This window comes from Desemzia sp. FAM 23990 (genome assembly GCF_045528485.1).
Taxonomy (GTDB): domain Bacteria; phylum Bacillota; class Bacilli; order Lactobacillales; family Carnobacteriaceae; genus Desemzia.
This window is the reverse complement of record NZ_JBGQQW010000034.1, coordinates 1-26278: the sequence shown is the minus strand read 5'-3', so window position 1 is coordinate 26278 and position 26278 is coordinate 1. Positions and strand designations below refer to the sequence as shown.

Sequence of the window (26278 nt, the reverse complement as noted above, 5' to 3'; positions counted from 1 at the left end):
CATCTTTAATATTTAGTGTATAAATACATTATAGTATACAATCTATGGCTTTGAAACTAGTTGAATATGCTTGACATGAATATTTATAAAAGGCGGTATAATTGTGTGACCAAATCGACATTTTAAATGTGTGTTTTTCTTTGTTAATTATATCTGAAAGCGCTATGATGCATTTGTAGATAAGAAAAGAGGAGGATATGATTATGTCAGAAACAACTATGCCAATTCATGTCAATTCAGAAATTGGTAAGCTTAAAACAGTTATGTTAAAAAGACCAGGAAAAGAAGTTGAGAACCTAACTCCAGAAATTATGGAACGGTTACTATTTGATGATATTCCGCATTTGCGTATTATACAAAAAGAGCACGATGCTTTTGCTAAAGCGCTAGAAGATAACGGAGTCGAAGTCTTATATCTTGAAAACCTGTCCGCTGAAGCTATTGATGCTGGCAACGTGAAAGAATCTTTTGTTGAGAAAATGCTGGAGGAATCAGCTATTCAATCTCCTAGTGTATATAAGACCTTAAAGAGTTATTTATTGAGTATGGAGACATTAGAAATGATCCAAACAATGATGGAAGGTGTTCGAAAAATAGATGTAGACATTCCTAAAGAACACTTAAGTGATGTTGCTGAAGAAGGCGGAGATCCTGTGGAACCAAAAGGCTCAGGAGATTCGTATTTCACCCGTGATGAAACCGATCATTTAATCGATGTCTCCAATGATGACGATTATCCGTTTTATATGGATCCTATGCCTAACCTTTATTTTACTCGAGACCCAGCGGCTGCGATGGGAAATGGTTTAACGATTAATCGTATGATGTTTGAAGCAAGACAACGGGAATCGTTATTTATGGAAGTTATTATCAAACACCACCCCCGTTTTGCTGAAAAAGGTATTGAAGTATGGCGAAATAGGAATCATACTTCTTATATCGAAGGCGGAGACGAACTGGTATTAAATGACAAAGTATTAGCCATTGGTATTTCACAACGAACTTCTGCGCAAGCTATAGAAGAGTTGGCAATTGAATTGTTTGACCGTGGTGCACCATTTGAAAAGGTGTTAGCCATAAAAATACCAAATGTTAGAGCCATGATGCACTTGGATACTGTTTTTACAATGGTGGATTACAATAAATTTACTATTCATCCAGGTATTCAACGAATTGGTGGGTCAATCGACATTTACATTCTTGAAAAAGGTGATGAGCTGGGGAAAGTAAATATTACGCACAAAACTGATTTAAAAGAAGTGTTGAAAGAAGCTTTGGGAGTTAAAGAACTGACCTTGATTCCATGCGGTGGTGGAGATGCAATTGCGGCACCTCGCGAACAGTGGAATGATGGTTCTAATACACTGGCAATTGCACCAGGGGTTGTGGTCACTTACGATAGAAATTATGTTTCAAATGATTTGATGCGTGAGCACGGTGTTAAAGTCATTGAAATTGCTTCAAGTGAATTATCCAGAGGGCGTGGAGGTCCGCGTTGCATGAGTATGCCCCTTGTTCGTGAAGATTTATAATGTATTAACCTAAATTATTCAGTAATGGAGGAAAGAAAGATGGAAAATGTTTTTCAAGGACGTAGTTTATTAGCAGAGAAAGACTTTACGAAAGCAGAACTGATGTATCTTATTGATTTTTCACAGCACCTGAAAGAAATGAAGAAAAAAGGTATTCCGCATCGTTATCTGGAAGGAAAAAATATTGCGTTGTTATTTGAAAAATCATCCACACGTACTCGTGCTGCTTTTACTGTAGCTTCTGTTGATTTAGGAGCTAAACCGGAATACCTTGGAAAAGACGATATTCAACTAGGAAAAAAAGAATCAGTAGAAGATACAGCTCGTGTATTAGGAAGTATGTTCGATGGAATCGAGTTTCGCGGCTTCAAGCAATCAAATGTAGAAAAACTGGCTAAATATTCTGGTGTTCCAGTATGGAATGGGCTGACTGACGAATGGCACCCAACACAAATGATTGCCGATTATTTAACCGTTAAAGAAAATTTTGGAACTGTAGAAGGCATTACATTGGTGTATGTTGGAGATGGACGAAATAATGTAGCCAACAGTTTGTTGGTTACAGGAGCTATTTTAGGGACTAATGTCCGTATCGTTTCTCCAGAAAGCCTATTCCCGGATCAAAAAATAGTGGACATGGCTCAAAAATTTGCAGAAAAATCTGGAAGTCAGTTAATGATTACGGATGATGTTGAAAAAGGGGTAAAAGATGCTGATGCATTGTATGCGGATGTATGGGTTTCTATGGGAGAAGAGGATAAATTTGAAGAGCGTGTCAATTTATTGAAACCTTACCAAATCAATATGGACATGATTCAAGCTACTGGAAAAGAAGATGTCATTCTGTTGCACTGTTTACCAGCTTTCCATGATACAGAAACAGATTATGGTCAGATGGTCAAAGAGAACTTTGGGATTGGTGAAATGGAAGTAACGGACGAAGCTTTCCGCAGCAAGTACGCGCGTCAATTTGATCAAGCTGAAAACCGCATGCACTCCATCAAAGCCATTATGGCTGTAACATTAGGAAATTTATTCATTCCAAAAGTTTAACACTGGAACGATGAAGGAGGCTGTGAATGGATCATAGCTTCCTTTTTTAATGGAATTATACTTAATAAAGAAGGAGAAATCGATATGCAAAAAAGAAAAATAGTCATTGCCCTAGGCGGAAATGCCATTCTATCCGAAGACGCTAGTGCTAAAGCACAACAGGAAGCGTTGAAAAATACAGCCGAGTATTTAGTGCAGTTCATTGAAAATGGGGATGATATCATCATTTCACATGGTAACGGTCCACAAGTAGGAAATCTCTTACTGCAACAAGAAGCTGCGAATAGTGAAAAGAATCCTGCAATGCCGTTAGATACTTGTGTAGCGATGACCCAAGGAAGTATTGGCTATTGGCTGCAAAATGCCATGAATCAAGTGTTATCTGAACATCATTTGGATAAAGAAGTCATCTCTGTAGTGACCCAAGTTGTAGTAGACGAAAATGATCGGGCTTTTGAAAATCCAAGTAAACCAATTGGGCCATTTATGTCTCAACAAGAAGCCGAAAAAGAGATGCAAAAATCTGGGGCTGTGTTCAAAGAAGATGCTGGCCGCGGTTGGCGTAAAGTTGTTCCCTCACCAACGCCAATCAGTATCAAAGAACATAAAGTGATCGATCAATTGGTAAAATCAGGTGTTGTTACTATTACAGTAGGTGGCGGCGGTATACCTGTTATCCAGCGAGGAAACAGCGTTGAAGGTGTTGAAGCTGTTATTGATAAAGATTTTGCTTCTCAAAAACTGGCTGAATTAGTCCAAGCTGATCTGCTAGTCATCTTAACCGGAGTAGACAATGTTTACATTAATTTCAATCAACCTGACCAAAAGAAACTGGAAGAAGTTTCGATTAATGAAATGAAGCAATACATGAAAGAGAATCAATTTGCAACAGGCAGTATGCTCCCAAAAGTTCAAGCAGCTATTCAATTTGTTGATCAATATCCAGAAGGTAAGGCAATCATCACTTCTTTAGAAAATATTAGTGGGGTATTGACAGAACAAGGTGGAACCATAATCACTGCAAACTAACTTAGTAACCAGTTTTAAAACTAAAATAAGAAAATTCAAATAGTGAAGCACAAAGTAAACGCTTTCTGGTTTACCTTGTGCTTCTATGCTATACTTGTATTGTGAAGAAGTTATTTTGTGCCCGCCTATATATTGTATGTAACTAGATTTATGAAATGGGGGATAAGTGTGTTAACTACCCAAGAACAGTTGTATAAAAGCGATGCATTAAGAGTTAATAAAGTCTTTTCGACCTTTACCGATGAAGAATTTAAGAAACTTCAAGAAGTGATGCGATTCCGAAAATATAAAAAAGGACAAATTTTATTTGAGGAAGGAGATAGAAAAGATAAATTTTTCTATCTAATAGGAGGTTTAGTTAAGTTAGAAAGATATGACGAGAGCGCTTTTTATATGTATACGGATTATGTAAAAGAAGACAGATTATTTCCTTACGGAGAAATATTTGCTGATGATGTCTATCGTTATACAGCTTATGCATTAACGGAAATTGAGTTGTATTCTATTCCAGCAAATATTCTCGAAGAAGTTCTTTCTGGCAATGCAAAACAGCTTTTGTATTTCTATAAACGGTTAACTGATATTTTAATCGACCATGAAGAACGGATTCAATATTTCGTGGGAACGAGTGCTAGCAGCCGAATTGTAAAAGCGTTAGCCTATTTGATGAACGAACTAGGTGAACCGGGTTCAAAGGAAGAAGTTATAGTTTCTTATCCTATTACTGTCTGTGAGATTGCTACAATTAGTGGTTGTTCAAGAGAAACAGTTGGAAATAAAATTAAACAGTTAAAGGAAATGAGTAAATTAGAACACAATCATAAGATACTCACTTTTAAAGACACCGATTATTTCAAAGAATATTCTGAGGATTGACTTGATTAAGGATTGCATTAAAAAAAGCAGGAGTCGGTAACAATAGCCGACTCCTGCTTTTTTTCTTAATGCAACAATTATCCTAGGACCGCAGCGATACCTAGAATAATGCAACTTACAATAAAGATGACACCAATTAATTTGGCTGTAAACTTCCACCAAGTAGATAATTCAATGCCTGCAATAGCTAAAGCTCCCATCACAACTCCAGAAGTAGGTGTAATCAGATTGATGATACCGCTGGCTGCTTGATAAGCTGTGATAACTACATGTTCCGGTACATCGGCGAATGATCCAAGCGGCCCCATGATACCCATTGTTGCGGCTGCCAGACCAGAGGTAGAAGGGATGAGGAATGACATTGGGATATAGAAAATATACGTTAGAATAGAGAACAAAACAGGAGACAGGTTAGATAGGTTTTCTTCTCCCAGATGCAAAATAGTTGCTGTGATCATTCCTTCATTCATGACAACTTGAATTCCACGAGCTACAGCAACGACTAAAGCAACTCCTAACAAATCTTTGGCTCCTTCCATGAAAGTAGAGACGATTTCTCCTTCAGGAATACGGTAGTAAATTCCAATGATTACAGCCATTAAGAAGAAGAGCATGGTGATTTCCATGAAGTACCAGTCTCCTAATGCGACTAGTTGTTGTCCAAGAACTGTACCTACTATGGGAAGTCCCATCAACCATTCGTTCATTGTTTCAAAGAATGTCCAATTCTCGTTTAATGTAGACCAAGGAATTAATCCTACAACCATAATTAAAAAGGTCAGTCCAAAAAGAATCATGACAACTTTTTGTTTTGTCGTCATTTCTTCTTTTATATCCGTTACAGCGAATTTTTTTTGATTTTCGTTATAGTCTTTATAGACTAACGAATGAGAAGGGTCTTTTTGTACTTTGACAGCGTAACGATAAATAAATAACGTAGCGATTGCATACATAGCAATAAAGAACACTAGACGCCAAATAATTCCTTCTCCCATACCTAGCCCTAGAGCTTGAGAAGCTACCCCTGTTGCAAATGGGTTAACTGTGGAAGCCAATACTCCAACACCGGATCCTAACAATACTACAGAAACAGCGACTAGGGTATCAAATCCGACAGCCACCATCACCGGAATGATCAGAGGATAGAAAGCCAATGTTTCTTCTGCCATTCCAAAGGTTGTACCGCCTAAAGCGAAAATAAACATCAAGATAGGAATCAGCATTTTTTCTTTTCCTTTATAGTTCTTGACAACTTGAGCGATCCCGGTATCTAAAGCCTTTGTACGATTGATAACGCCTAAAAATCCGCCGACGACTAAAATAAATAATGACACTTCAATTGCGCCAGGCGTGGTTTCCGTACCAATCATACCTTTGACCGGTGCCATGAAAACATCCCATAAGCCTTGCGGATGCTGCTCTGTTAATTGGTAACTTCCTGAAACGATATTTCCGGCCTCATCTACTTGATATTCTCCGGCAGGCACAAACCATGTGAGTATGGCAATGGCAAGAATAATAAGAAACAACACGGTATAAGATGAGGGCATTGAAAATCTTTTTTTCTTCTGACTAGTTTCCATGATATTACCTCCTGATAATCTATTAAATCTCTAACTTTATTTTACCATTCGTGTAGTTCGCTTTCAAAATGATACAGACAAACAAAGTGTAGAGCACTTCACATTCTATAAGAAACCTTTATAGGATAAAGAAAAGAGAGAGTAAATTGTTTTATTCAAGGCACAGTAAGCAACTTTTCTGTACGGATGATAAGGTTGTGTGCGAAAATAAGTAGGAATACTATAGAAATACTGAGAGGATAGATAAAATGAGTATTGGATATGCCTGTTTAGTTGTAGGAGTGCCGGACACTAATCTCCGAAGGGTGATCAAGAAAAATGCCACGGAGGAAAAATTAAATGAGATTACGCTGCACAATTTGTTAGCGTTAGAAAAAATGATTGATTACAATATTGAAAATGACATCAAGTTATACCGTATTAGTTCTGACTTGATTCCTTTTGGATCCAGTCCAGTCAATAGTTTGCCATGGTGGGATATTTTTAGAGAAGATTTCGAGCGTATTGGCCATAAAATAGCTGAAAGCGATATGCGTGTATCTTTTCATCCAGGTCAATATACAGTTTTAAATTCTCCAAATGAAGAAACAGTTGCTAGAGCCGTGGATGATCTAAAGTATCACGCCAAAGTACTGGAGTGTCTCAGTGTAAACAATGAACACAAGATCGTTCTTCATATTGGAGGGATATATGAGGATAAGAAAGCAGCTAGTCTTCGTTTTATTGAAAACTTCCAACGTTTAGATGAAGCGATAAAAAGACGGTTGATCATTGAAAATGATGATCGCTTGTATACACTCAAAGATGTAATGTGGATTTCTGAAAAAATAGGGATCCCAGTAGTCTATGATAACCTGCATCATTCTGTAAATCCTGGTTCTGAGACGAGAAATGATCGAGAGTTGATTACAGAAGTCAATAAAACATGGAAAGCAGGAGATGGTAAACAAAAAATCCATTATTCACAGCAAGCACTAGACAAACGAACTGGAGCGCATACAGCAACTATTTATCTAGAACCATACTTGGATTTTTATAACCAGTTAGATGATCCGACTATCGATATTATGTTAGAAGTGAAGGATAAAAATATTTCGGCAGTCAAATGCATCAATGCTACTCGTCTTGACCGTTCTATCAAGTATTTAGAAAAAGAATGGATGAGATACAAATATCTTATATTAGAATATAGCCCTGAACGGTATCAACAGATTCGAACTTTATTGAAAGACAAAACGGCTTATCCAGTAGAAGAATTTTATCAGTTAGTAGCAGAAGCATTAAAAGAGGAACCTCAACCAGGCAACACAGTAAATGCTGTACAACATGTATGGGGGCATTTGAACGAACAAGTAAATGAAAAAGAAAAAAATGCTTTCGAGCGCAAATTAATAGCTTTTCAAGAAGAGAAAGCTACTGTGAAAAGTATAAAAAATCAATTAAATAAGTTAGCCAAAAAATATGATGAACGCTATTTATTACAATCTCTATTTTTTGAAGGTTAATAAATAATCAAAAAGACAACCTAAACGGACATAAATTTAGGTTGTCTTTTTATGAGCTTTTCAATGTACATCGTATACGATTTAATATATGATGATTGTCGATCAGTAGACTTTTTATTGAACATTAAAAGGAGTTGGAAACATGTTTTTAGCATGGAAAGAAATTAAATATTCAAAAACAAGATTTGCGCTTATTATTGGAGTCATGATATTGGTTTCGTACTTAGTATATTTTTTAACAGGGTTAGCATATGGATTAGCACAAGACAATCGAACGAGTGTGGATAAATGGGAGGCAGATGGAATTGTGCTGACTGATGAGTCTAATTCAAACATCAATATGTCTATGATCACTTTAGGGCAAGCAGAAGAAGTTTCTGGAGACGAAACAGCTTTATTAGGGCAAACAGCTGGAGTTATTCGTAAGGAAGGTACATCTGGAGAAGCAGCAAAAATCAATGTAACTTTCTTTGGTATTGAACCGGATGAATTCATTATGCCAGAAGTCATTGAAGGTGAGCCGTTCTCAAATAATGATGAAGTCGTAGCAGATATTAGTTTAAAAGAAGAAGACGGTATTGAAATAGGAGATGTTGTGCAATTAGCAGGTAGTGACAAGCAGTTAACCGTTACTGGTTTTACAGAAAACGCTAAATTTAATGTTGCGCCTGTTTTATATACTACGATTGCTTCTTTTCAAGAAATTCGATTTGAAAGAATAGATGATTCTGAAGAAGGAAGAATCAGCGCGATAATTGTTCGGGATAGTTCAGAAGGTCTATCAGGTGTAGAAATTGATAATGATGACCTAGTTCCTTATGAAATTGGCGATTATATTTATAAAATCCCAGGATATAGTGCACAAGTATTAACTTTTGGATTGATGATCGGATTTTTGATCGTTATTGCTGCTGTAGTTATCGGGATTTTTATTTATGTCTTAACATTGCAAAAATCTAGTTTATTCGGTGTGATGAAAGCCCAAGGAATCTCTTCTGGGTATATAGCTAAATCTGTTATCGCTCAAACATTTATTTTATCCACTGTTGGTGTTGGTACAGGTCTGCTATTGACTTTAGGGACATCTCTTGTATTGCCAGCTAGAGTTCCTTATCAAAATAATGGTCTCTTCTTAGGCGGGATCACACTTCTATTGATCGTAGTAGCTGTTTTAGGTGCATTGTTCTCTGTTCGAACAGTTGTTAAAATCGATCCATTAGAAGCAATTGGTTAAAATAAGGAGGAAAATAAGTTGAAATTAATAGAATGTAAAAATGTGTCAAAAAGTTTTGGTGATGGTCGTAAAGAAATAGAGGCCTTAAAAGAGACTAATTTTTCAGTAGAAGCCGGAGAATTTGTAGCTATTATTGGTCCCAGTGGATCAGGTAAGAGTACTCTGTTAACGATTATCGGAGGTCTGCAATCTCCAAGTAAAGGAAAAGTACTGATCAAGGATGATCCATTTAGCGAAGAGGAAGAAAAACAGCGTGCTGCTTTACGCTTTAAAGAAATCGGGTTTATCTTGCAAGCTTCTAACTTAGTACCGTTTCTGAATGTGCGAGATCAATTAAGATTAGTGAACAAAGTGAAAAAAACTAAAATGGAACAAAAGCAGACGGATGCCTTGTTAGAAGAACTAGATGTATTGAGACTGGAAAAAAGTTACCCTAGTGATTTGTCTGGAGGGGAACGCCAACGTGTAGCTATTGCGAGAGCATTATATCATGATCCATCTGTTATTTTAGCAGATGAACCTACTGCCAGCTTGGATTCTGAAAGAGCTTTTGAAGTAGTCGAAATTTTAGCAAGAGAAACAAAAAGCAAACAAAAAGCGACTATCATGGTCACACATGATGAACGATTGATCGACAAATGCGACAAGGTTTATGTAATGAAAGATGGGGTCTTAACGTTAAGAGAGAATGATTAAGGCATCATTACAAGAAAGTAGTCAATAGTTGAAAGGAGTTTTAAAATGGATGAATCTATCTTTGAGCGTTCGTTAGAAGACCAACTTTGTTTTGAAGTATACAAAGCTGCTAATGGTTTTTCAAAACTCTATAGAAGAGCTTTGAAACCGTTTCAGTTAACTTTCCCGCAATATCTAGTATTGTTGGCATTATGGGAAGGCGACGGAGTGATCGTTAAAGTGATCAGTGATCGTTTGGGGATGTCTATCGGGACATTAAATCCTATTTTAAATCGATTAACGTTACAAGGTTGGACTGAAAAGCAATCTTCTTCTGAAGACAAACGTGCACGTATCATTACATTGACTGAAAAAGCTGTAAAAGAAAAAAAAACTATATCCATGAGTATTTTACAGGAAGTGATGCAATGCAATCGGTTAGAAATAGATGGTAATCTGTTTCTACAAAATCTGAAGGATTTAAATAATGAATTTGAACGCGTAGAAAAAATAGCTGATGGCAATGAAGAAAAACGAATTGAGGAGAAAAATGGAAACTAAAAAGACAGTGAGCGTTATAGGTGCAGGTGTAGCAGGTTTAGCTAGTGCTATGCGTCTTCAGCATGCTGGTTATAACGTAGAATTATTTGAAAAAGAAGGTATCCCTGGTGGGAAAATGAATTTGATCGAAAAGGATGGCTATCGTTTTGATCTAGGACCTAGTCTTGTGATGATGCCTGATCTTTATCGAGAAGTATTTGAACTTACTGGACGCGATCCGGATGATTATATTCCAATGGAAAGATTAGATCCTATGTACACTGCTCATTTTAATGGTGGGAAAGAACAATTTGATGTGTCTTCTGATTTAGTAACATTGACAAAAACCTTAGAAGAGTTCAGCGCTGAAGATGCACAAGGGTTTATGCATTATTTGAAAGATATTTATGAACGGTTTGTTGTAGCTAAAGACCATTTTCTGCAACATCCTTTTCGAAATCAAAGCGACTTTTATAGACCTTCTGTCATCAAACAAGCACTTAAGTTGAAAACATTTGACAGTGCTGACCATATGATCAAACAATATGTTAAAGACGAACGTTTACAACAAATGTTGAGCTTTCAAACTCTTTACATAGGACTTTCTCCTAAAAACGGTCCTTTGTTTATTTCTTGGATAGCGCGTCAAATCCCGATTCACTTTTTCGTAAAACACCAAGACTGGTTCAAAACAAAGAATTGGGAAAATTCTGGAGATATTTGGCAGCGTTGGTTTAGAGTTCGAAATTGGAAGCCGCACTTGCCAGATGGGACCCAGATTACCAGAAAAGGATTTGACAAAAGGACTCTGAGACATTTTAACCAGATCAGATTGGAACGATTTATTATTGAAACTCGTCGAGGGGAACTAGCGCATTGGATGATGATTCCGCCTGCGTTTCTATTTTTCTTATGGAATCCTTTGTGGGCTGGATGGGTTATGGTTATCTATGCTGTGATTGTTAATTTGCCATTTATTATTGTTCAGCGATACAACCGACCTCGTTTAGAAAAATTAGGGGATAGAAAAGAACGTAAATTTGCAAAGAACAGCTAAAAGGAGATGTATGATACACTCCCTTTTAGCTGTTCTTTTTTTAGAATAAATCGAGTTGTCTGGGAGCTAGTCCAGTAAAACTGATCCCTAATATATCTTGGAGTTCTTTGGCATTTTTGGCCGCATGTCCTCCTGAGTTGTTATTAAAGATGACAGCTACTTCATCAGATTCTTTTTCCAATTCCAGAATAATCTCTGCAAATTGTTTCATTTCCTCATGACTGTATTCATAAAGTGTTCGTTCTGAACGCCAATTTTTGCTATTTCCACCTTGCCATCCTTCAAAGTTTCTGCCGTGTAATCGTAGAAGTGCCAGATTTTTATTTGTACTTTCAGAAATAAGTGGGACACTATTATTGGGCGTTGGAGGTTGGTCTACTACTGTATGAATAAATTGGTGTTCCTTTAAAAAATATAGAGTAGCTTCCTTATTTTGATTGCTGTACCAGCTGGAATTACGAAACTCAACAGCAATTGGAGTATCTTTCATCCAAGTTCTAACTTTTCTTAAGTAGGTGACATTCTCTTTTGTGCAGCCAAAGTAAGGAGGGAATTGGAATAAGAAAGCTTTGATTCGGTTTTGTTCCAACATAGGTTCAAAACGAGTTAGAAAGGCACTGAACATTTGTGCTTCGCTTGAAAAGTCTTCAATCCACTTTTTATGTTGAGTCATAGCTTGATAAGCTTTAGGAAGAAAGCAAAAAGATTCAGGTGTCTTACTCATCCAATTGTGAAGATTTTTTTCTGAAGGAATGGCGTAGAAACTAGTATCCAACTCTACAAAAGGGAAGTGTCCAGCGTAGTCTTCTAATTTTGTACTTCTGCTGGTTTCCAGCAACTCATGATCACTCCACCCAGTCAGACCGATCGTAATCATATTTTTTACTCCTTTACATGATTAATTTTTATTGAGCTCAAAATTAATGCCAACATAAGCATCAAACAAATCATACAATTCTTTATCTGCTTTCTTCAAAGAAATCGGTCGATTACTATCACTTAAAAAGCAGTGTTTGCTTTCGCCAAAAGATCGCAATTCATCTGTCTTTTTATCCATGACACGATAAGAGATCTCTAAGCGAATACCGTTAAATACTTCGATTTTAGGAATGATATACACGTGGTCGTTATACCGAACCATTGATTTGTATTCACAATTCACACTAAGTACGGGAACGATAATTCCGCTTTTTTCCATTTGATCATAGCCAAAACCAATTTGATCCATCAAATCAGTTCGAGCTTCTTCAAACCAACGAATATAATTTGAATGGTGAATGATTCCCATTTGGTCTGTTTCATAATATTGTGCTCGGTGTTCGTATAATTGATAGTCTTTTTTCAACATACTTCCTCTTTTCGGCATAAATTTATTTACAATGATTTCTATATAAACGTTAGTTTTATTTTACCATTTTGTTTTCAGATACCAAAAGTAAATGTAATATATGTTAGTGTCAATATTTTCTCGGTAAAAAAATTTTTTTAAAGTTTAAAGAGAAATTACTCCATTTTTCCAAACAATTATGCGTTGATTTGGCTTTTTGTTCTGTTTTTATGCTAGATAAGATAAAAATGTATTTGGGCTTTTTAACCCGCAGCCCGAATACACTTCGCGTCCGGGGGCGGCGGTGAGCCTCCTCGTGCTAGCGCACTGTGGGGTCTCACCAGTGCCTTTTTAATCCCCCAGGAGTCTACGCCGTATTCGGGCTACTCATCTAAGCAGCCATCTATGTGACTGGCGATATCATCCAGTCTGCTTTTGAAACAGTGCTCTAATATATTATAGCGTACAGCAAATAAATTGAGATGGCGAAAAATAGATTTGCAAGAGGCAGCAGAGTCTCAACTGTTCAAATTATTAATCCTCATATAATAAAAAAACAGTATTAATACACTAAAACACCATAGTAAAACAACAGGAGGATAAACGACACACTAATTAGTGTGTCGTTTATCCTCCTGTTGTTTTAGCTAAAGGTTAGTGTAATAACTTATTTAAACAATACACTAAAGTTGGCACGAAAATTGCTTATTAATAAGTGAAAGCTAAAAAGCAATGGTCAATAAAAATGATCATGCCAAAATAATTGAGGTCTATTCAAACGAACTATTAGATAATGTAAGGGTGTTCTTATTATTTGTTTCCACTAACTCTTGTTGATCGGATACAATTATCAACGAATCAAAAGTTTAGTTGGAAGATTTAAAAGTTATTATTGATAACAGACAAAATCTAATAGAAGTTTTGAAAAAAGCTAAACTTTAGAGTTTAGAACTAAGACGGATATTAAAAAGAAAGGAGAAAAAGAAGTCAGAGTAAATTGAGAATAAAGTTTTAGATTGAGCTACCTATCGTCAAAAAGTAAAATCATTTATTTAGGAGGTAAAAATATGGTAGGAATTATTCTAGCAAGCCATGGCGAATTCGCTGAAGGCATCTTGCAATCTGGAGCAATGATTTTTGGAGAACAAGAAAACGTTAGCGCTATTACTTTAATGCCAAGTGAAGGTCCAGAAGATGTAAGAGCAAAAATGAAAGATGCAGTTGCGTCTTTTGATGATCAAGATGAAGTGTTGTTCTTAGTGGATTTATGGGGAGGTACGCCATTTAATCAAGCAAATGCATTATTTGAAGAACACAAAGATACATGGGCGATCGTTGCAGGATTGAATTTACCGATGCTGATCGAAGCTTATGGATCTCGTTTATCAATGACATCTGCTCATGAAATTGCAGCACATATCGTTGAAGCGGGAAGAGAAGGGGTCAAGGCTAAACCGGAAGAATTGGTAGCAGACACTGCGAAAGTTCCAGTTGCAGAAGACGGACAACCTAAAGGACCACTTGCTCCAAATACAGTAGTTGGAGACGGAAAAATCAAATTCGTCTTAACACGTGTAGACTCTCGTTTATTACATGGTCAAGTTGCGACATCATGGTCTAAATCTGTAGGACCAAACCGTATCATCGTTGTTTCAGACTCAGTAGCACACGACGACATGCGTAAAAAATTGATTGAACAAGCTGCTCCTCCTGGAATAAAAGCAAATGTTATCCCAGTCGATAAATTGATTGAGATCACAAAAGATACTCGCTTTGGAAATACAAAAGCATTGATTTTATTTGAAAATCCTACAGATGTGATACGTGCAATTGATGGCGGCGTTGAAATCGATGAGGTAAACGTTGGTTCGATGGCTCACTCAGTTGGGAAAGTCGTTGTAAACAAAGTTCTTTCAATGGGACAAGAAGATGTAAAAGCTTTTGAAGAAATGAAATCAAGAGGCATCAAATTTGATGTACGTAAAGTTCCTAATGACTCTCGTGCGAACATGGATGAACTTTTGAGAAAAGCAAAAAATGATTTAGCAAAAGCATAATAATACAATAGAAATAAATTATTTAGGAGGGCTATTATGTCTATTATATCAATAATTTTAGTAATACTTGTTGCTTTTCTAGCTGGTATTGAAGGAATCTTAGATGAATTCCAATTCCATCAACCTCTAGTAGCATGTACTTTGATCGGTTTAGTAACAGGGAATTTGACAGCAGGTATCGTTCTTGGAGGTACGCTTCAAATGATCGCGCTTGGCTGGGCTAACATTGGAGCAGCCGTAGCACCCGATGCTGCATTGGCATCAGTTGCATCAGCAATTATTTTAGTTTTAGGTGGACAAGGGGTTGCCGGAGTTCCAGCAGCTATCGCGATTGCGGTTCCTCTTGCAGTAGCAGGACTTTTCTTGACAATGGTTGTTCGTACATTAGCTGTACCTATTGTACACGCAATGGATAAATCAGCTGAAGAAGGAGATTTCAGAAAAATTGAAATCTTACAAATTTTAGCAATCTGTATGCAAGGTGTCCGTATCGCTATCCCAGCTGCAGCGCTATTATTTATCCCGGCAACAACAGTTCAAGGATTCTTAGAATCAATGCCTGCATGGTTGACAGATGGTATGGCTATCGGTGGTGGAATGGTTGTTGCTGTTGGTTATGCACTAGTTATCAACATGATGTCATCTAAAGAAGTATGGCCATTCTTTGTTCTTGGTTTCGTAGTAGCAGCCGTTTCTGAATTGACATTGATCGCTCTAGGAGCAATCGGAGTTGCTATCGCTCTTATTTACTTGAACCTTTCTAAAATGGGTGGTTCTTCAAGTAACGGCGGAAACAATACTGGTGATCCGCTTGGCGATATCTTAAACGATTATTAATCCTGAAGGAGGAGAAATTGACATGGAAGAAAAAATTACTTTATCTAAAAAAGATCGCTTAGCTGTGGCATGGCGTTCAACATTTATCCAAGGTTCTTGGAACTATGAACGTATGCAAAACGGCGGTTGGGCATTTTCAATGATTCCAGCCATTAAAAAATTGTACAAATCTAAAGAGGACCGCTCAGCAGCATTGAAACGTCACTTAGAATTCTTTAATACTCACCCATATATCGCTTCACCAATTCTTGGTGTTACTTTAGCTCTTGAAGAAGAACGTGCGAATGGCGTTCCTGTTGATGATGTAGCTATCCAAGGGGTTAAAGTTGGTATGATGGGTCCTTTGGCCGGTGTTGGTGACCCGGTGTTCTGGTTTACTGTACGTCCAATGTTAGGAGCTCTAGGAGCTTCATTAGCAATGGGAGGAAATATTCTTGGACCAATCTTATTCTTTGTAGCTTGGAATTTGATTCGTTGGGGCTTCATGTGGTACACACAAGAATTCGGTTACAAAGCCGGTTCTAAAATCACAGAAGACCTTTCTGGTGGTTTATTGCAAGATATTACTAAAGGTGCATCTATTTTAGGGATGTTTGTACTGGCAGCATTAGTACAACGATGGGTATCGATTGGTTTCAAACCCGTTATCTCCGAAGTACAATTGGAAGACGGAGCATTTATTGAATGGGATCAGCTACCTGCAGGTGGAGAAGGAATGCGTCAAGCCTTTGAACAAGTAAATTCAGGTATGGCTCTTTCTCCTACTAAAGTGACCACGTTACAAGATAACTTAGACCAATTGATTCCAGGATTGGCACCGTTATTGTTAACATTATTCTGTATGTGGTTATTGAAGAAAAATGTTAGCCCAATTGTTATCATCTTAGGTTTATTCGTAGTTGGTATCGGCGGACACTTGATCGGACTACTATAATAACTGAAAGAAACATCAGTCGATTCAATTCTGTAAATGAATAGTGGATCGTAAAAAGAGCGGCTGGGATTTTTGTCTCAGTCGTTTTTTTTGTGGTTTATTTGAATGAAGAAACGTATAATGACTGTAAGACGATAAATGAAATGGAGCGGTTTGAATGGTTGAATCAATTAACACAAAAGTGGATTTGGTGATCGATGCCACCGCTTTTACGGGACTAACAGATTATGGGAAAATCATGATCGGTGATAGAGGATTTGAATTTTATAATACGCGGGATCCGCACAAATTTATTCAAATTCCTTGGGAAGAGGTAAATCTTGTGATTGCTTCAGTCATGTTTAAAGGCAGATGGATCCCGCGTTATGCGATCGAGACGAAAAAATCGGGTACGTTTACTTTTTCTTCAAAAGACCCTAAAAAAGTTCTTCGTGCGATACGCGAATACGTTGACCCCGATTACATGGTACACTCATTGAGCTTTTTTGAGGTTATCAAAGGTGCTTTTAAAGCAATAGGGAAGAAGAAAAAATAACTGTTTTTAGTATCAATTTTTTTGCCATTAGATAAATATAAAAGTAACTTATCGATAATAAGCTTTAAAGTGTGCACTGAGTTTTTTTACTCCTGCTCTCTTGTTCGCTTAGAGAAAAGTTTTTAAATCTTTAATTGAATCTAGAACTAGAATTTGTTAAAATGAAATCAATAATCAAAAGACAGTGATAAGGATCAGTAGGAATGGCTCTTTTTTAGAGAGCGCATGGTTGGTGAAAATGCGCAGAGATACATTTTGAACTCGCCTTAGGAGTTGCTTTGCTGAGAAAGACTTTCAAGTAGGCAGAGACGTTTCATCCGCGTTAAGGATAAGATGAGATTGCAAGAGATTATTGCAGTAAATTTAGGTGGTACCACGACTATAAAATTGAGTTCGTCCTAAGAATACAAGGAATAAATGCCTTTGTATTTTTAGGGCGATTTTTTTTACACTAATATTAAGAAAAGAGGTAATTAGGAATGAGTTTTAATCACAAAACCATTGAAAAGAAATGGCAACAATATTGGGATACAAATAAATCTTTCCGCGTAATAGAAGATCCTGAAAAAGATAAGTTTTACGCAATGGACATGTTCCCATATCCATCAGGTTCAGGACTGCACGTAGGACATCCAGAAGGCTATACTGCAACGGATATTCTTTCTCGAATGAAACGTGCTCAAGGGTACAACGTGTTGCATCCTATGGGCTGGGATGCCTTTGGTCTGCCAGCAGAACAATACGCACTGGATACAGGAAATGATCCGGCTGAATTTACAGCTGAAAACATTCAAACGTTTAAACGTCAAATCAATTCTCTAGGATTCAGTTTGGACTGGGACCGTGAGATCAACACTACTGATCCAGAGTATTACAAATGGACTCAATGGATCTTTACGAAATTATATGAAAAAGGTTTGGCTTATGAAGCAGAAGTAGCTGTAAACTGGTGTCCTGCTTTAGGAACAGTTTTGGCTAATGAAGAAGTCATTGATGGCAAAAGTGAACGCGGAGGACATCCTGTTTACCGTAAGCCAATGAAACAATGGATGCTGAAAATCACAGCTTATGCAGATCGTTTGCTAGAAGATTTAGAATTAGTAGATTGGCCAGAAAATATCAAAGATATGCAACGCAATTGGATCGGTAAATCGGTAGGGGCCAATGTAACGTTTAGCGTGAAAGAATCTAGTGAAGAATTTACTGTGTTCACGACAAGACCAGATACACTTTTTGGGGCGACGTATGCTGTTTTAGCTCCTGAGTCTGATTTGGTTGAAAAAATCACTACACCAGAACAAAAAGCAGCTGTTGAAGCCTACATCAAAGAGAGTAGTCTGAAAAGCGATTTAGACCGTACAGATTTGAATAAAGACAAATCAGGAGTCTTTACTGGAGCTTATGCAATCAACCCGGTAAACGGGAAAGAAATGCCTATCTGGATCGCAGATTATGTACTGGCTTCATATGGAACGGGAGCTATCATGGCTGTTCCAGCTCATGATCAACGTGACTGGGAATTTGCGACTAAATTTGATTTAGAGATCATCCCTGTACTTGAAGGTGGAGACATCACAAAAGAAGCTTTCACTGAGGATGGGACTCATATCAATTCAGAATTTTTGGATGGACTTGGAAAAGAAGCTGCTATCGAAAAAATGAATAGTTGGTTGGAAGAAAAAGAAATCGGCAAAAAAGAAACGACTTATCGTTTACGCGACTGGTTGTTCGCTCGACAACGTTATTGGGGAGAACCTATTCCTGTTATTCATTGGGAAGATGGTACGACCACTACTGTCCCAGAAGAAGAATTGCCATTGTTGCTGCCAGTAACTAATGAAATCAAACCTAGTGGTACTGGTGAATCTCCGCTTGCAAATATCACTGATTGGGTAAACGTAGTTAATCCAGAAACCGGTAAAAAAGGGAAACGTGACACAAATACGATGCCGCAATGGGCAGGTAGTTCATGGTATCATTTGCGTTACATTGACCCCCACAATTCAGAACAATTAGCGGACCCTGAAAAATTAAAAGAATGGTTGCCGGTAGACATTTATATCGGCGGGGCAGAACATGCTGTATTGCATCTATTGTATGCACGCTTCTGGCATAAATTCTTATACGATATCGGTGTCGTTCCAACAAAAGAACCGTATCAAAAATTGTTCAACCAAGGAATGATCCTAGGAGAGAACAATGAGAAAATGTCTAAATCAAAAGGGAATGTAGTCAACCCTGATGATGTGGTAGAACAATATGGAGCAGATACATTACGTGTTTACGAAATGTTTATGGGACCGTTAGATGCTTCTATTGCATGGAGTGAAAACGGACTAGAAGGAAGTCGCAAGTTCTTAGACCGCGTATGGCGTTTGATCATGGATGAAGATGATAAGTTACGTGATCGTATCACGACTTTTAATGATGGTAAGTTAGATGTGGTATATCATCAAACGGTCAAGAAAGTTACTGAAGATTATGATGCATTACGTTTCAATACAGCCATTTCTCAATTGATGGTGTTTGTAAATGAAGCATATAAAGCAGAAGCGTTGCCTGTTGAGTATATTAAAGGATTGATTCAACTATTGGCGCCAATCGCTCCTCATCTAGGAGAAGAATTGTGGCAAAAAGTGACCCAATCTCAAGAAGGTATTTCTTATGCAGCTTGGCCAACATATGATGAGAAATATTTGCAAAAAGATGAAGTAGAAGTTGTTTTCCAAGTTAATGGCAAACTGAGATCAAAAGTTCAAGTTTCCAAAGAAATCTCAAAAGATGACATGGAAAAATTAGCGATGGCAGATGAAAAAGTCCAGCAATATATTGAAGGGAAAAATATCCGTAAAGTGATCGTTGTTCCTGGAAAATTAGTCAATATTGTAGCTAACTGATCCGTTTCGTATTGGATGGTTAACATTCTTTTTTTCACATTAGGTGTGCTATTATTCTTATAAAGGAATAGTAGCACATCTTTTTATGCCTTATAAAACATTCTTAGGAGGGGTTTTAATGGATGCTGCAAGTTGGTTGGCCATAGGGATAGCTGTAGCAGTTGCCATTGGTTTATTTGATGATAAGAAAAAGAAACGTAAGAAAAAAGAAAAAGATGACGAGCAATAATGGTTCAATAAAAAAGCGAAGAGTCTATTCGCTTTTTTATATGTTCAGGACAAATACAACCCAATAAAAGGTGGAGATACAATGGAACAAAACAGACAAAAGATGATTCGTTTGAACAATGGGCAGCTCATTCCATTAATTGGGCTGGGCACTTATAATATGGATGCTAAAACAGCAGAAGAAACGATCTATAGCGCTTTAATGAAAGGATATCGTTTAATTGATTCGGCTGCGATGTATGAAAATGAAGCTGAGGTAGGTCGTGCAGTTCGAAGAGCAGTAAACAGTGGGATTCCACGTGAAGAGATTACTGTTGTGACCAAGATTTGGAAAACAGATTTGGGATACGAAAAGACCCTGAGAGCTTTTGAGAAAAGTTATGGAGCTATGAATCTGGATGTCATTGATTTAGTATTGATCCATTGGCCAGATGTTTCCAATGACGTGAATATCAAGACTTGGAAAGCATTAGAAGAAATTTATTATAGTGGCAAAGTAAAAGCTATCGGTGTCTCCAATTTTGATGAAGAGCAGTTAAATTACTTATTTGAATGGGGAGATATCAAACCAGTAGTGAACCAGTACTCTTCTTATCCAGGCAACAGTCAGGAAAATTTGCGAGTGTTTTGCGAAAAAAGTGGTATTCGATCGATGGCTTATAGTCCAATTCATAGAGGGAAAACGTTGGATGATAGAGATATCCAAAGATTAGCAGAAAAATATCAAAAAACGCCCGCACAAATTGCACTTCGTTGGAATATCCAACGGGGCGTTATTCCCATACCCAAAACAGAAAGCAAAGATCGTTTAGAAGAAAATTTACAGGTATTCGACTTCACTTTATCTGAAAATGAGATGTCATTATTATTGGCAAAAGGATAAAGGTGTCTACATTAATTCAAAGTAGTTAAAAAAGCATTAAATTTTGATTGAGCTGGCTCTTTAGACATTGCATCTTGTCTACTTTATAAGTAGAATGTAAGCTAGCAAAATATTTTGAGAGTAGGCTTATAAATGTCAAATGAAACGATAAGTAAAAAAACGAAACATGTTGAAAGTGATTCACAGAGTAAAATGTTATCGGGTTCTGCTTGGATGTCTGCTGCAAGTATTATCTCTAGACTGTTAGGTGCTATCTACATTATCCCTTGGATGGCTTGGATGGGAGATAAAGCGACAGCTGAGGCAGCCAATGCCTTATATACTGTTGGTTATACACCTTATGCTTTGTTTTTAAGTGTCGCTACAGCAGGTGTCCCTTCTGCCATAGCTAAACAAGTTTCTCATTATAATTCGTTGGGAGAGTATGATATCAGTAAGGACATATATAAACGAGGGTTACAAGTTATGTCAATTACAGGTATCGCTTCCGCTATCCTGATGTACGCATTAGCACCATTTATCGCAGCAAATAGCCCAACAGCTTCTGCTGCAGACGGAACACAAGTGATTCGTACATTGTCTATAGCTTTACTGCTGATTCCAACGATGAGTGTAACTAGAGGGTATATTCAAGGGTTCCAATCAATGGCTCCATCCGCTATTTCACAAGTTGTTGAACAAATTGTGCGGGTCATATTTATGCTGGCTTCAGTATTCTTTATCCGTCAAGTATTTGATGGGTCAGTTGTAGATGCTGTATCATGGTCTACTTTTGGAGCTTTTGTTGGGGCATTAGCCAGTATGGTATTTTTGGTTTATGTAGTGTGGAGAAAACAGTTAAATGCGAAACCAACTATTGGTTCCAGTTCTAGCAGCAACATAACTGTTTCAACCAATCAAATCTTGTTTTCTATTATCAAAACGGCTATTCCTTTCATTATCATCGGAGCTGGAATTACCATTGCTCAATTAGTCGATCAATTTACATTTGATCCTATCATGAAAGCTGTTAGTGATTATACTCCTAAAGAAATACAGAGAGTTTACGGTGTCGCAGCAGCAAATGCGCATAAATTGATCATGATCGTACTTTCGTTTGGGAGTTCAATGGCCATTACTTCAGTACCTTTGATCAGTAGTTTAATGGCTAAAAAAGATCATAAAGGATTGAGCAGACAATTTAATAATAGTATTCAATTGCTGTTTCTTATTATCATTCCGGCGTCAGTGGGAATGGCTGTAGTGGCTGAACCATTGTATACATTATTTTATCAACATGATGATTTTGGAACGAGTATTACTCAATGGTCAGCTATTATGACTATTTTTTTAGGGTTGTACACAGTAGTGAGCATTATGATCATGTCAGCAAACAGACCCCGTGCTGCGATAAAGGGGCTAGTAATAGGGGTGATTGTGAAATTAGCTTTACAATATCCACTACTAGCTGCTTTCAAAACTCACGGAATGCTGGTTTCTACGATGATTGGTTTTGCAGTATCTTCCCTTATTATTATTCATGCAATGTATCAGACAGAACATTTCAATCTAGGATTATTGTCGAGAAGGACACTGTTAATAACCATTTTCTCTGTAATCATGGCGATAGCTACAACAGTCGTCAGAGAGTTGCTTTACCTGTTTATTCCAGTTAGCGACAGAGGATTAGCTTTAGTAGTTATATTGATCGTAGCTTTAGTAGGGGTAGCTGTTTACGGCTATCTAATCTTTAAATCAAGACTAGCAGATAAAGTGATCGGCACAAAAGCAACAACATTTAGAAAAAAAATAAAAATATAAGAGCGTGGAGAGAGGCGTTTAAGGACAGAGCGCGGAACAAACCGTTTAGACTTTCGTAGAGTTCACTTTTGGCGTTTAGTTAGGTGTTCTTTCCCAACGAAAAGGTAAAATGAAATCATAGGGAATCAAGCTTACGCAACGCGTTTAAAACCAGAGCGTGAAGTAAGCCGTTAAGCCCACACTTAAAAAGAGAGTTAGGATTTTTTAATGTCCTAGCTCTCTTTTCAATTTTCTGTATAATGGAAAACAGATAAGTGTATTGAGAAAGGAATTTAGAAATGAGATTGGATAAATTATTGTCCCATAGTGGATTTGGTACGAGAAAAGAAGTGAAAAATCTTCTAAAGAAAAAAGTTGTGACTGTTAATGGAACTTTTCAAAAAGATGGTAAAGTTCAAGTCTCACCAGAAACAGATTTAATAGAGGTATTTGGAGAAAAAGTAGAATATCAAGAGTTCGTTTATTTCATGTTGCATAAACCAAAAGGGGTTATTAGTGCTACAACAGACAATCTGCATGAGACAGTCATTGATTTATTGCAACCGCAGGATCAATTGCAAGAGCCATTTCCAGTAGGACGTTTAGATATTGATACGGAAGGGTTATTGCTTTTAACCAATGATGGTAATTTAGCCCATGAATTGCTGTCTCCCAAAAAACATGTCAATAAAGTTTATCAAGCCGAAATCAAAGGAATCGTAATAGAAAAAGACGCAGCGGCTTTCTTAAAAGGTGTTACGTTAGAGGATGGATATAATTGCAAACCTGCAGAATTAGTGATTCATGAAACTGATGGGGCAAAAGGGACTTCAAAAATTGAAGTAACCATTCATGAAGGTAAGTTTCATCAAGTAAAACGTATGTTTGAGAGTGTAGATAAAGAAGTGACTTATTTAAAACGTCTGTCTATGGGACCATTATATTTAGACGAAAATTTACAATTAGGAGAATACCGAACGTTAACTCAAGATGAGATCGAGTCTTTAAAAAATAGAAAATAGTTGATATTAAATAGACTTGAAAAGAGACTGATACAAGCAGTCTCTTTTTTTCAAATTTATTATTTTTTATCTATTTGACTTGAGTTGTGTAAACTTTCGTCAGTCATTGTAGAACCTTATTTTAGTCCATTCTTATTTTTGTGAATATTGTTTCATCATATAAGGGATATTCTCGATAATTTGTGAAGGAAGAACTACATATTGTTTTTCTGCAAGTGTATCTCCTATTTCACTATGCAAGAACACAGCTGCTAGAATGGCTTTTTCTTTATCGTCAAATTGAGCCACAAATCCAGCGATCATACCTGCTAAGGTATCTCCCATCCCGCCAGTAGCCATAGCTGGGTTTCCTGCAGTATTTTTCCAGAATGCATCATTAAAGTAAACTTTTGTGCGGTTCGATTTGAGTACGATCGTCCCGCCAATTTTTTTCTGTTGAATCGCGTTAGCTTCGTCTTCTTGTTCAGCTTGAGACAATCCAGTCATTTTTTTCCATTCTCCCACATGAGGAGTATAAATAGCTTGTGTTTTTGGATAAGGGATATCATATTTTGCTATAAGGCTAATAGCACTGCCATCAATAACGATGTACTGGTCTTGGGATACACTAGAAAACACAGTAGTTAAGATATCCAATGCTTCTTGAGATAATCCAAGACCGGGACCAATAACAATGACATCTACTGTTTCTACTTGCTCAGTTACTTTTTTCAAATCAGCGCTATCCACGACCATCGCTTCTGGAAGACGAGCATGCAAGGAAACGTGATTCGCTTTAGCTGTGGCTACGGTGACCAAGCCGGCACCACTATAAACAGCTGCACTAGCTGTTAAGATGGCGGCTCCACCCATATCTTCATTTCCACCGATGACCAAGACTTTTCCATAAGTCCCTTTATAACTATCTTCTGACCGTTTGATTAAAGTTGATGTTACGATCTCTTCTGTAATAGAATTCATTTGCTTAACTCCTTTCTCTATTCTCCTTCATTATAAGTTTTAAAAGAATATTAAGCCAAAGTTATACAATATTAAGCCAAAGTTATACAAATAGAAGCGAAAAAAGTTCAGCCCTACATTGGTAACTGACATCAAAAGTGATAGAATGGAAGTGTTAATGAAGAGGGGAGAGTTTTGACATGGCAATTGATTGGAAAAAAGAAGCTGAAGCTCGCAAAGACGACTTCTTAAAAGATTTGTTCATGCTGTTGAAAATCGACAGCGTTCGCGATGACAGCAAAGCATCAAAAGATGCACCAGTAGGACCTGGTCCTAAAGAAGCCTTAGAAGCCTTTTTAGCATTGGGTGAAAAAGATGGTTTCATCTCTAAAAATACTGGAAACATAGCTGGTCATCTTGAATACGGTGAAGGCGACGAAATGATGGGTGTGTTAGCTCACGTTGATGTAGTTCCTCCTGGAAATGGTTGGGACACAGATCCTTTTGAGCCTGTAATCATAGATGGGAAAATTTATGCACGCGGTTCAAGTGATGACAAAGGACCAGGTATGGCCGCATACTATGCCATCAAAATGATCAAGGAAATGAATCTGCCGATTTCTAAAAAAATACGTTTCATTATTGGTACAGATGAGGAAAGCGGCTGGCAATGTATGGACCACTATTTATCAGTAGAAAAAGAACCAGACTTTGGTTTTTCTCCTGATGCTAACTTCCCGATCATCAACGGTGAAAAAGGAAATGTTTCCTTGTATGTAAATACGAAAGGAAACAACGAAGGCGGCAAAAATACGCTGCTTAGTTTTGATGCCGGTTTACGTGAAAATATGGTTCCTCGTGATGCAGCAGCTGTATTTACCAGTGAAGAAGCAGATGTAATTGAAAAAGCTTTTTACGATTATGTAGAATCAGCACCTATTACAGGAACTGTAGGGGTGGATGGCGACAAAGTAACGATTGAAGTCGTTGGGAAATCAGCTCATGGAATGGAGCCCCGTGGTGGAGTCAACGGCGGAACTTATTTGGCAACATTCCTAAGCAACTTTAGCTTCGGCGGAGATGCTCAAAACTACCTTCAAATCATTGCAGAATACATTCACGAAGATTCAAGAGCCGAAAAATTAGGCTTGAACTTTGCAGATGACATAATGGGCGATTTAACGATGAATGCAGGTGTATTCACGTTTACTCCTGAAAATGGAGGAGTTATTGCATTGAATTTCCGTTACCCACGCGGAATGAATGTGGAAGCGATCGAAATCCAATTAGATAGTAAACTAGCTGAATATGGCGTTACGCTTAGTCGTGGCGGAGTTAAAGAACCACACTACGTACCAGCTGATGATCCATTAGTAAAAACGTTACTGGATGTCTATGCTAAACACACTGGATTAGAAGCTAAAGAACAATCTATCGGTGGTGGAACATACGGTCGTTTAATGAAACGTGGAGTAGCTTATGGAGCCATGTTCCCTGACAGTGTCGACACGATGCACCAAGCAAATGAGTTTATGGCTGTCGATGACTTGATGAAAGCCATGGCAATTTATGCTGAAGCAATTTATACGCTCATTAAATAAAAATAATAAATAAGATAGGGTTGGGACTTGATACACTCCCTACAAAGTAGACACTAGAAATAACAAAAATTTCTAAACTATTTTGTAGGGAGTGTTTTTTATTGTCTAAACGAGTTAAATTAAGCGCAGACGAAAAATTAGCCATCATTAAACCA

General features: G+C 37.4%; 22 protein-coding genes and 1 other annotated feature. Of the genes, 18 read left to right on the top strand and 4 right to left on the bottom strand.

From position 1 onward, the window contains the following. Positions 1 to 203 precede the first annotated feature (203 nt). The 4 genes from ACEN4I_RS12290 to ACEN4I_RS12275 all read left to right on the top strand — a co-directional run bounded on the left by ACEN4I_RS12290 (position 204) and on the right by ACEN4I_RS12275 (position 4490). Positions 204 to 1532 carry an arginine deiminase family protein gene (locus ACEN4I_RS12290; protein WP_407095575.1) on the top strand — a complete coding sequence of 443 codons (1329 nt, stop codon included), beginning with the start codon at positions 204 to 206 and terminating at the stop codon, positions 1530 to 1532. Between the two features lie 39 nt (positions 1533 to 1571). Next, entirely contained in the window at positions 1572 to 2585 is a 1014-nt protein-coding gene (gene argF / locus ACEN4I_RS12285; RefSeq protein ID WP_407095576.1) for an ornithine carbamoyltransferase, read from the top strand. Positions 2586 to 2669: 84 nt separating this feature from the next. Continuing rightward, positions 2670 to 3614, top strand: coding sequence for a carbamate kinase (arcC, locus tag ACEN4I_RS12280; protein WP_407103188.1), 945 nt, complete (start codon positions 2670 to 2672; stop codon positions 3612 to 3614). Between the two features lie 168 nt (positions 3615 to 3782). Further along, on the top strand, positions 3783 to 4490 hold the full coding sequence (locus ACEN4I_RS12275; protein WP_407095578.1) for a Crp/Fnr family transcriptional regulator: 708 nt from the start codon (positions 3783 to 3785) through the stop codon (positions 4488 to 4490). Between the two features lie 77 nt (positions 4491 to 4567). Here the strand turns inward: ACEN4I_RS12275 and ACEN4I_RS12270 are convergent, their stop codons facing one another. Beyond that, on the bottom strand, positions 4568 to 6073 hold the full coding sequence (locus ACEN4I_RS12270) for a YfcC family protein (protein WP_407095580.1): 1506 nt from the start codon (positions 6071 to 6073) through the stop codon (positions 4568 to 4570). A gap of 248 nt (positions 6074 to 6321) precedes the next feature. Here ACEN4I_RS12270 and uvsE point away from each other — a divergent pair, with 248 nt between their 5' ends. The 5 genes from uvsE (at position 6322) to ACEN4I_RS12245 (ending at position 11084) form a co-directional block, all read left to right on the top strand. Beyond that, entirely contained in the window at positions 6322 to 7578 is a 1257-nt protein-coding gene (gene uvsE, locus ACEN4I_RS12265; protein ID WP_407103187.1) for a UV DNA damage repair endonuclease UvsE, read from the top strand. A 142-nt stretch (positions 7579 to 7720) separates the two neighbouring features. Beyond that, positions 7721 to 8812, top strand: coding sequence for an ABC transporter permease (locus ACEN4I_RS12260; RefSeq protein WP_407095583.1), 1092 nt, complete (start codon positions 7721 to 7723; stop codon positions 8810 to 8812). 18 nt (positions 8813 to 8830) lie between these two features. Next, positions 8831 to 9508 (top strand): ABC transporter ATP-binding protein, encoded by a 678-nt coding sequence (locus ACEN4I_RS12255; RefSeq protein WP_407095585.1) that lies wholly within the window; start codon positions 8831 to 8833, stop codon positions 9506 to 9508. A 45-nt stretch (positions 9509 to 9553) separates the two neighbouring features. Beyond that, positions 9554 to 10048 carry a MarR family winged helix-turn-helix transcriptional regulator gene (locus tag ACEN4I_RS12250; protein ID WP_407103186.1) on the top strand — a complete coding sequence of 165 codons (495 nt, stop codon included), beginning with the start codon at positions 9554 to 9556 and terminating at the stop codon, positions 10046 to 10048. Further along, positions 10038 to 11084: an NAD(P)-binding protein gene (locus tag ACEN4I_RS12245; protein ID WP_407103185.1), complete on the top strand. Its 1047-nt coding sequence runs from the start codon at positions 10038 to 10040 to the stop codon at positions 11082 to 11084. Before ACEN4I_RS12250 ends, ACEN4I_RS12245 begins: the two co-directional genes overlap by 11 nt. Before the next feature lie 40 nt (positions 11085 to 11124). Here ACEN4I_RS12245 and ACEN4I_RS12240 read toward each other — a convergent pair whose 3' ends face one another. Both ACEN4I_RS12240 and ACEN4I_RS12235 read right to left on the bottom strand, forming a co-directional pair. Then, on the bottom strand, positions 11125 to 11961 hold the full coding sequence (locus tag ACEN4I_RS12240; protein WP_407103184.1) for a DUF72 domain-containing protein: 837 nt from the start codon (positions 11959 to 11961) through the stop codon (positions 11125 to 11127). Between the two features lie 21 nt (positions 11962 to 11982). Continuing rightward, on the bottom strand, positions 11983 to 12432 hold the full coding sequence (locus ACEN4I_RS12235) for an acyl-CoA thioesterase (RefSeq protein ID WP_407127826.1): 450 nt from the start codon (positions 12430 to 12432) through the stop codon (positions 11983 to 11985). Positions 12433 to 13478: 1046 nt separating this feature from the next. On the opposite strand from ACEN4I_RS12235, the gene ACEN4I_RS12230 reads away from it, so the two are divergent. The 8 genes from ACEN4I_RS12230 (at position 13479) to ACEN4I_RS12195 (ending at position 23583) form a co-directional block, all read left to right on the top strand. After that, positions 13479 to 14468, top strand: coding sequence for a mannose/fructose/sorbose PTS transporter subunit IIA (locus ACEN4I_RS12230; RefSeq protein ID WP_407095594.1), 990 nt, complete (start codon positions 13479 to 13481; stop codon positions 14466 to 14468). A 36-nt stretch (positions 14469 to 14504) separates the two neighbouring features. Further along, positions 14505 to 15305, top strand: a complete 801-nt coding sequence (locus tag ACEN4I_RS12225; protein ID WP_407095596.1) for a PTS mannose/fructose/sorbose transporter subunit IIC — start codon at positions 14505 to 14507, stop codon at positions 15303 to 15305. Between the two features lie 22 nt (positions 15306 to 15327). Next, positions 15328 to 16239, top strand: coding sequence for a PTS system mannose/fructose/sorbose family transporter subunit IID (locus ACEN4I_RS12220; RefSeq protein ID WP_407103182.1), 912 nt, complete (start codon positions 15328 to 15330; stop codon positions 16237 to 16239). Between the two features lie 157 nt (positions 16240 to 16396). Then, positions 16397 to 16774, top strand: coding sequence for a DUF956 family protein (locus ACEN4I_RS12215; RefSeq protein ID WP_407095599.1), 378 nt, complete (start codon positions 16397 to 16399; stop codon positions 16772 to 16774). Between the two features lie 175 nt (positions 16775 to 16949). Further along, positions 16950 to 17178, top strand: a binding site (T-box leader). A 75-nt stretch (positions 17179 to 17253) separates the two neighbouring features. Then, entirely contained in the window at positions 17254 to 19671 is a 2418-nt protein-coding gene (gene leuS, locus ACEN4I_RS12210; protein ID WP_407103181.1) for a leucine--tRNA ligase, read from the top strand. Positions 19672 to 19981: 310 nt separating this feature from the next. Then, positions 19982 to 20782, top strand: coding sequence for an aldo/keto reductase (locus tag ACEN4I_RS12205; protein WP_407095602.1), 801 nt, complete (start codon positions 19982 to 19984; stop codon positions 20780 to 20782). Positions 20783 to 20914: 132 nt separating this feature from the next. Beyond that, the gene (locus tag ACEN4I_RS12200; protein WP_407103180.1) at positions 20915 to 22582 is read left to right on the top strand and encodes a polysaccharide biosynthesis C-terminal domain-containing protein; all 1668 of its coding nucleotides are present in this window, start codon (positions 20915 to 20917) and stop codon (positions 22580 to 22582) included. Between the two features lie 278 nt (positions 22583 to 22860). Further along, positions 22861 to 23583 (top strand): pseudouridine synthase, encoded by a 723-nt coding sequence (locus ACEN4I_RS12195; RefSeq protein WP_407095605.1) that lies wholly within the window; start codon positions 22861 to 22863, stop codon positions 23581 to 23583. A 132-nt stretch (positions 23584 to 23715) separates the two neighbouring features. Here ACEN4I_RS12195 and ACEN4I_RS12190 read toward each other — a convergent pair whose 3' ends face one another. Next, complete coding sequence (locus ACEN4I_RS12190) at positions 23716 to 24543, bottom strand: NAD(P)H-hydrate dehydratase (protein ID WP_407095606.1); 828 nt, start codon at positions 24541 to 24543, stop codon at positions 23716 to 23718. Between the two features lie 179 nt (positions 24544 to 24722). Here ACEN4I_RS12190 and pepV point away from each other — a divergent pair, with 179 nt between their 5' ends. Continuing rightward, positions 24723 to 26123: a dipeptidase PepV gene (pepV, locus tag ACEN4I_RS12185; RefSeq protein ID WP_407103179.1), complete on the top strand. Its 1401-nt coding sequence runs from the start codon at positions 24723 to 24725 to the stop codon at positions 26121 to 26123. Positions 26124 to 26278 lie beyond the last annotated feature (155 nt).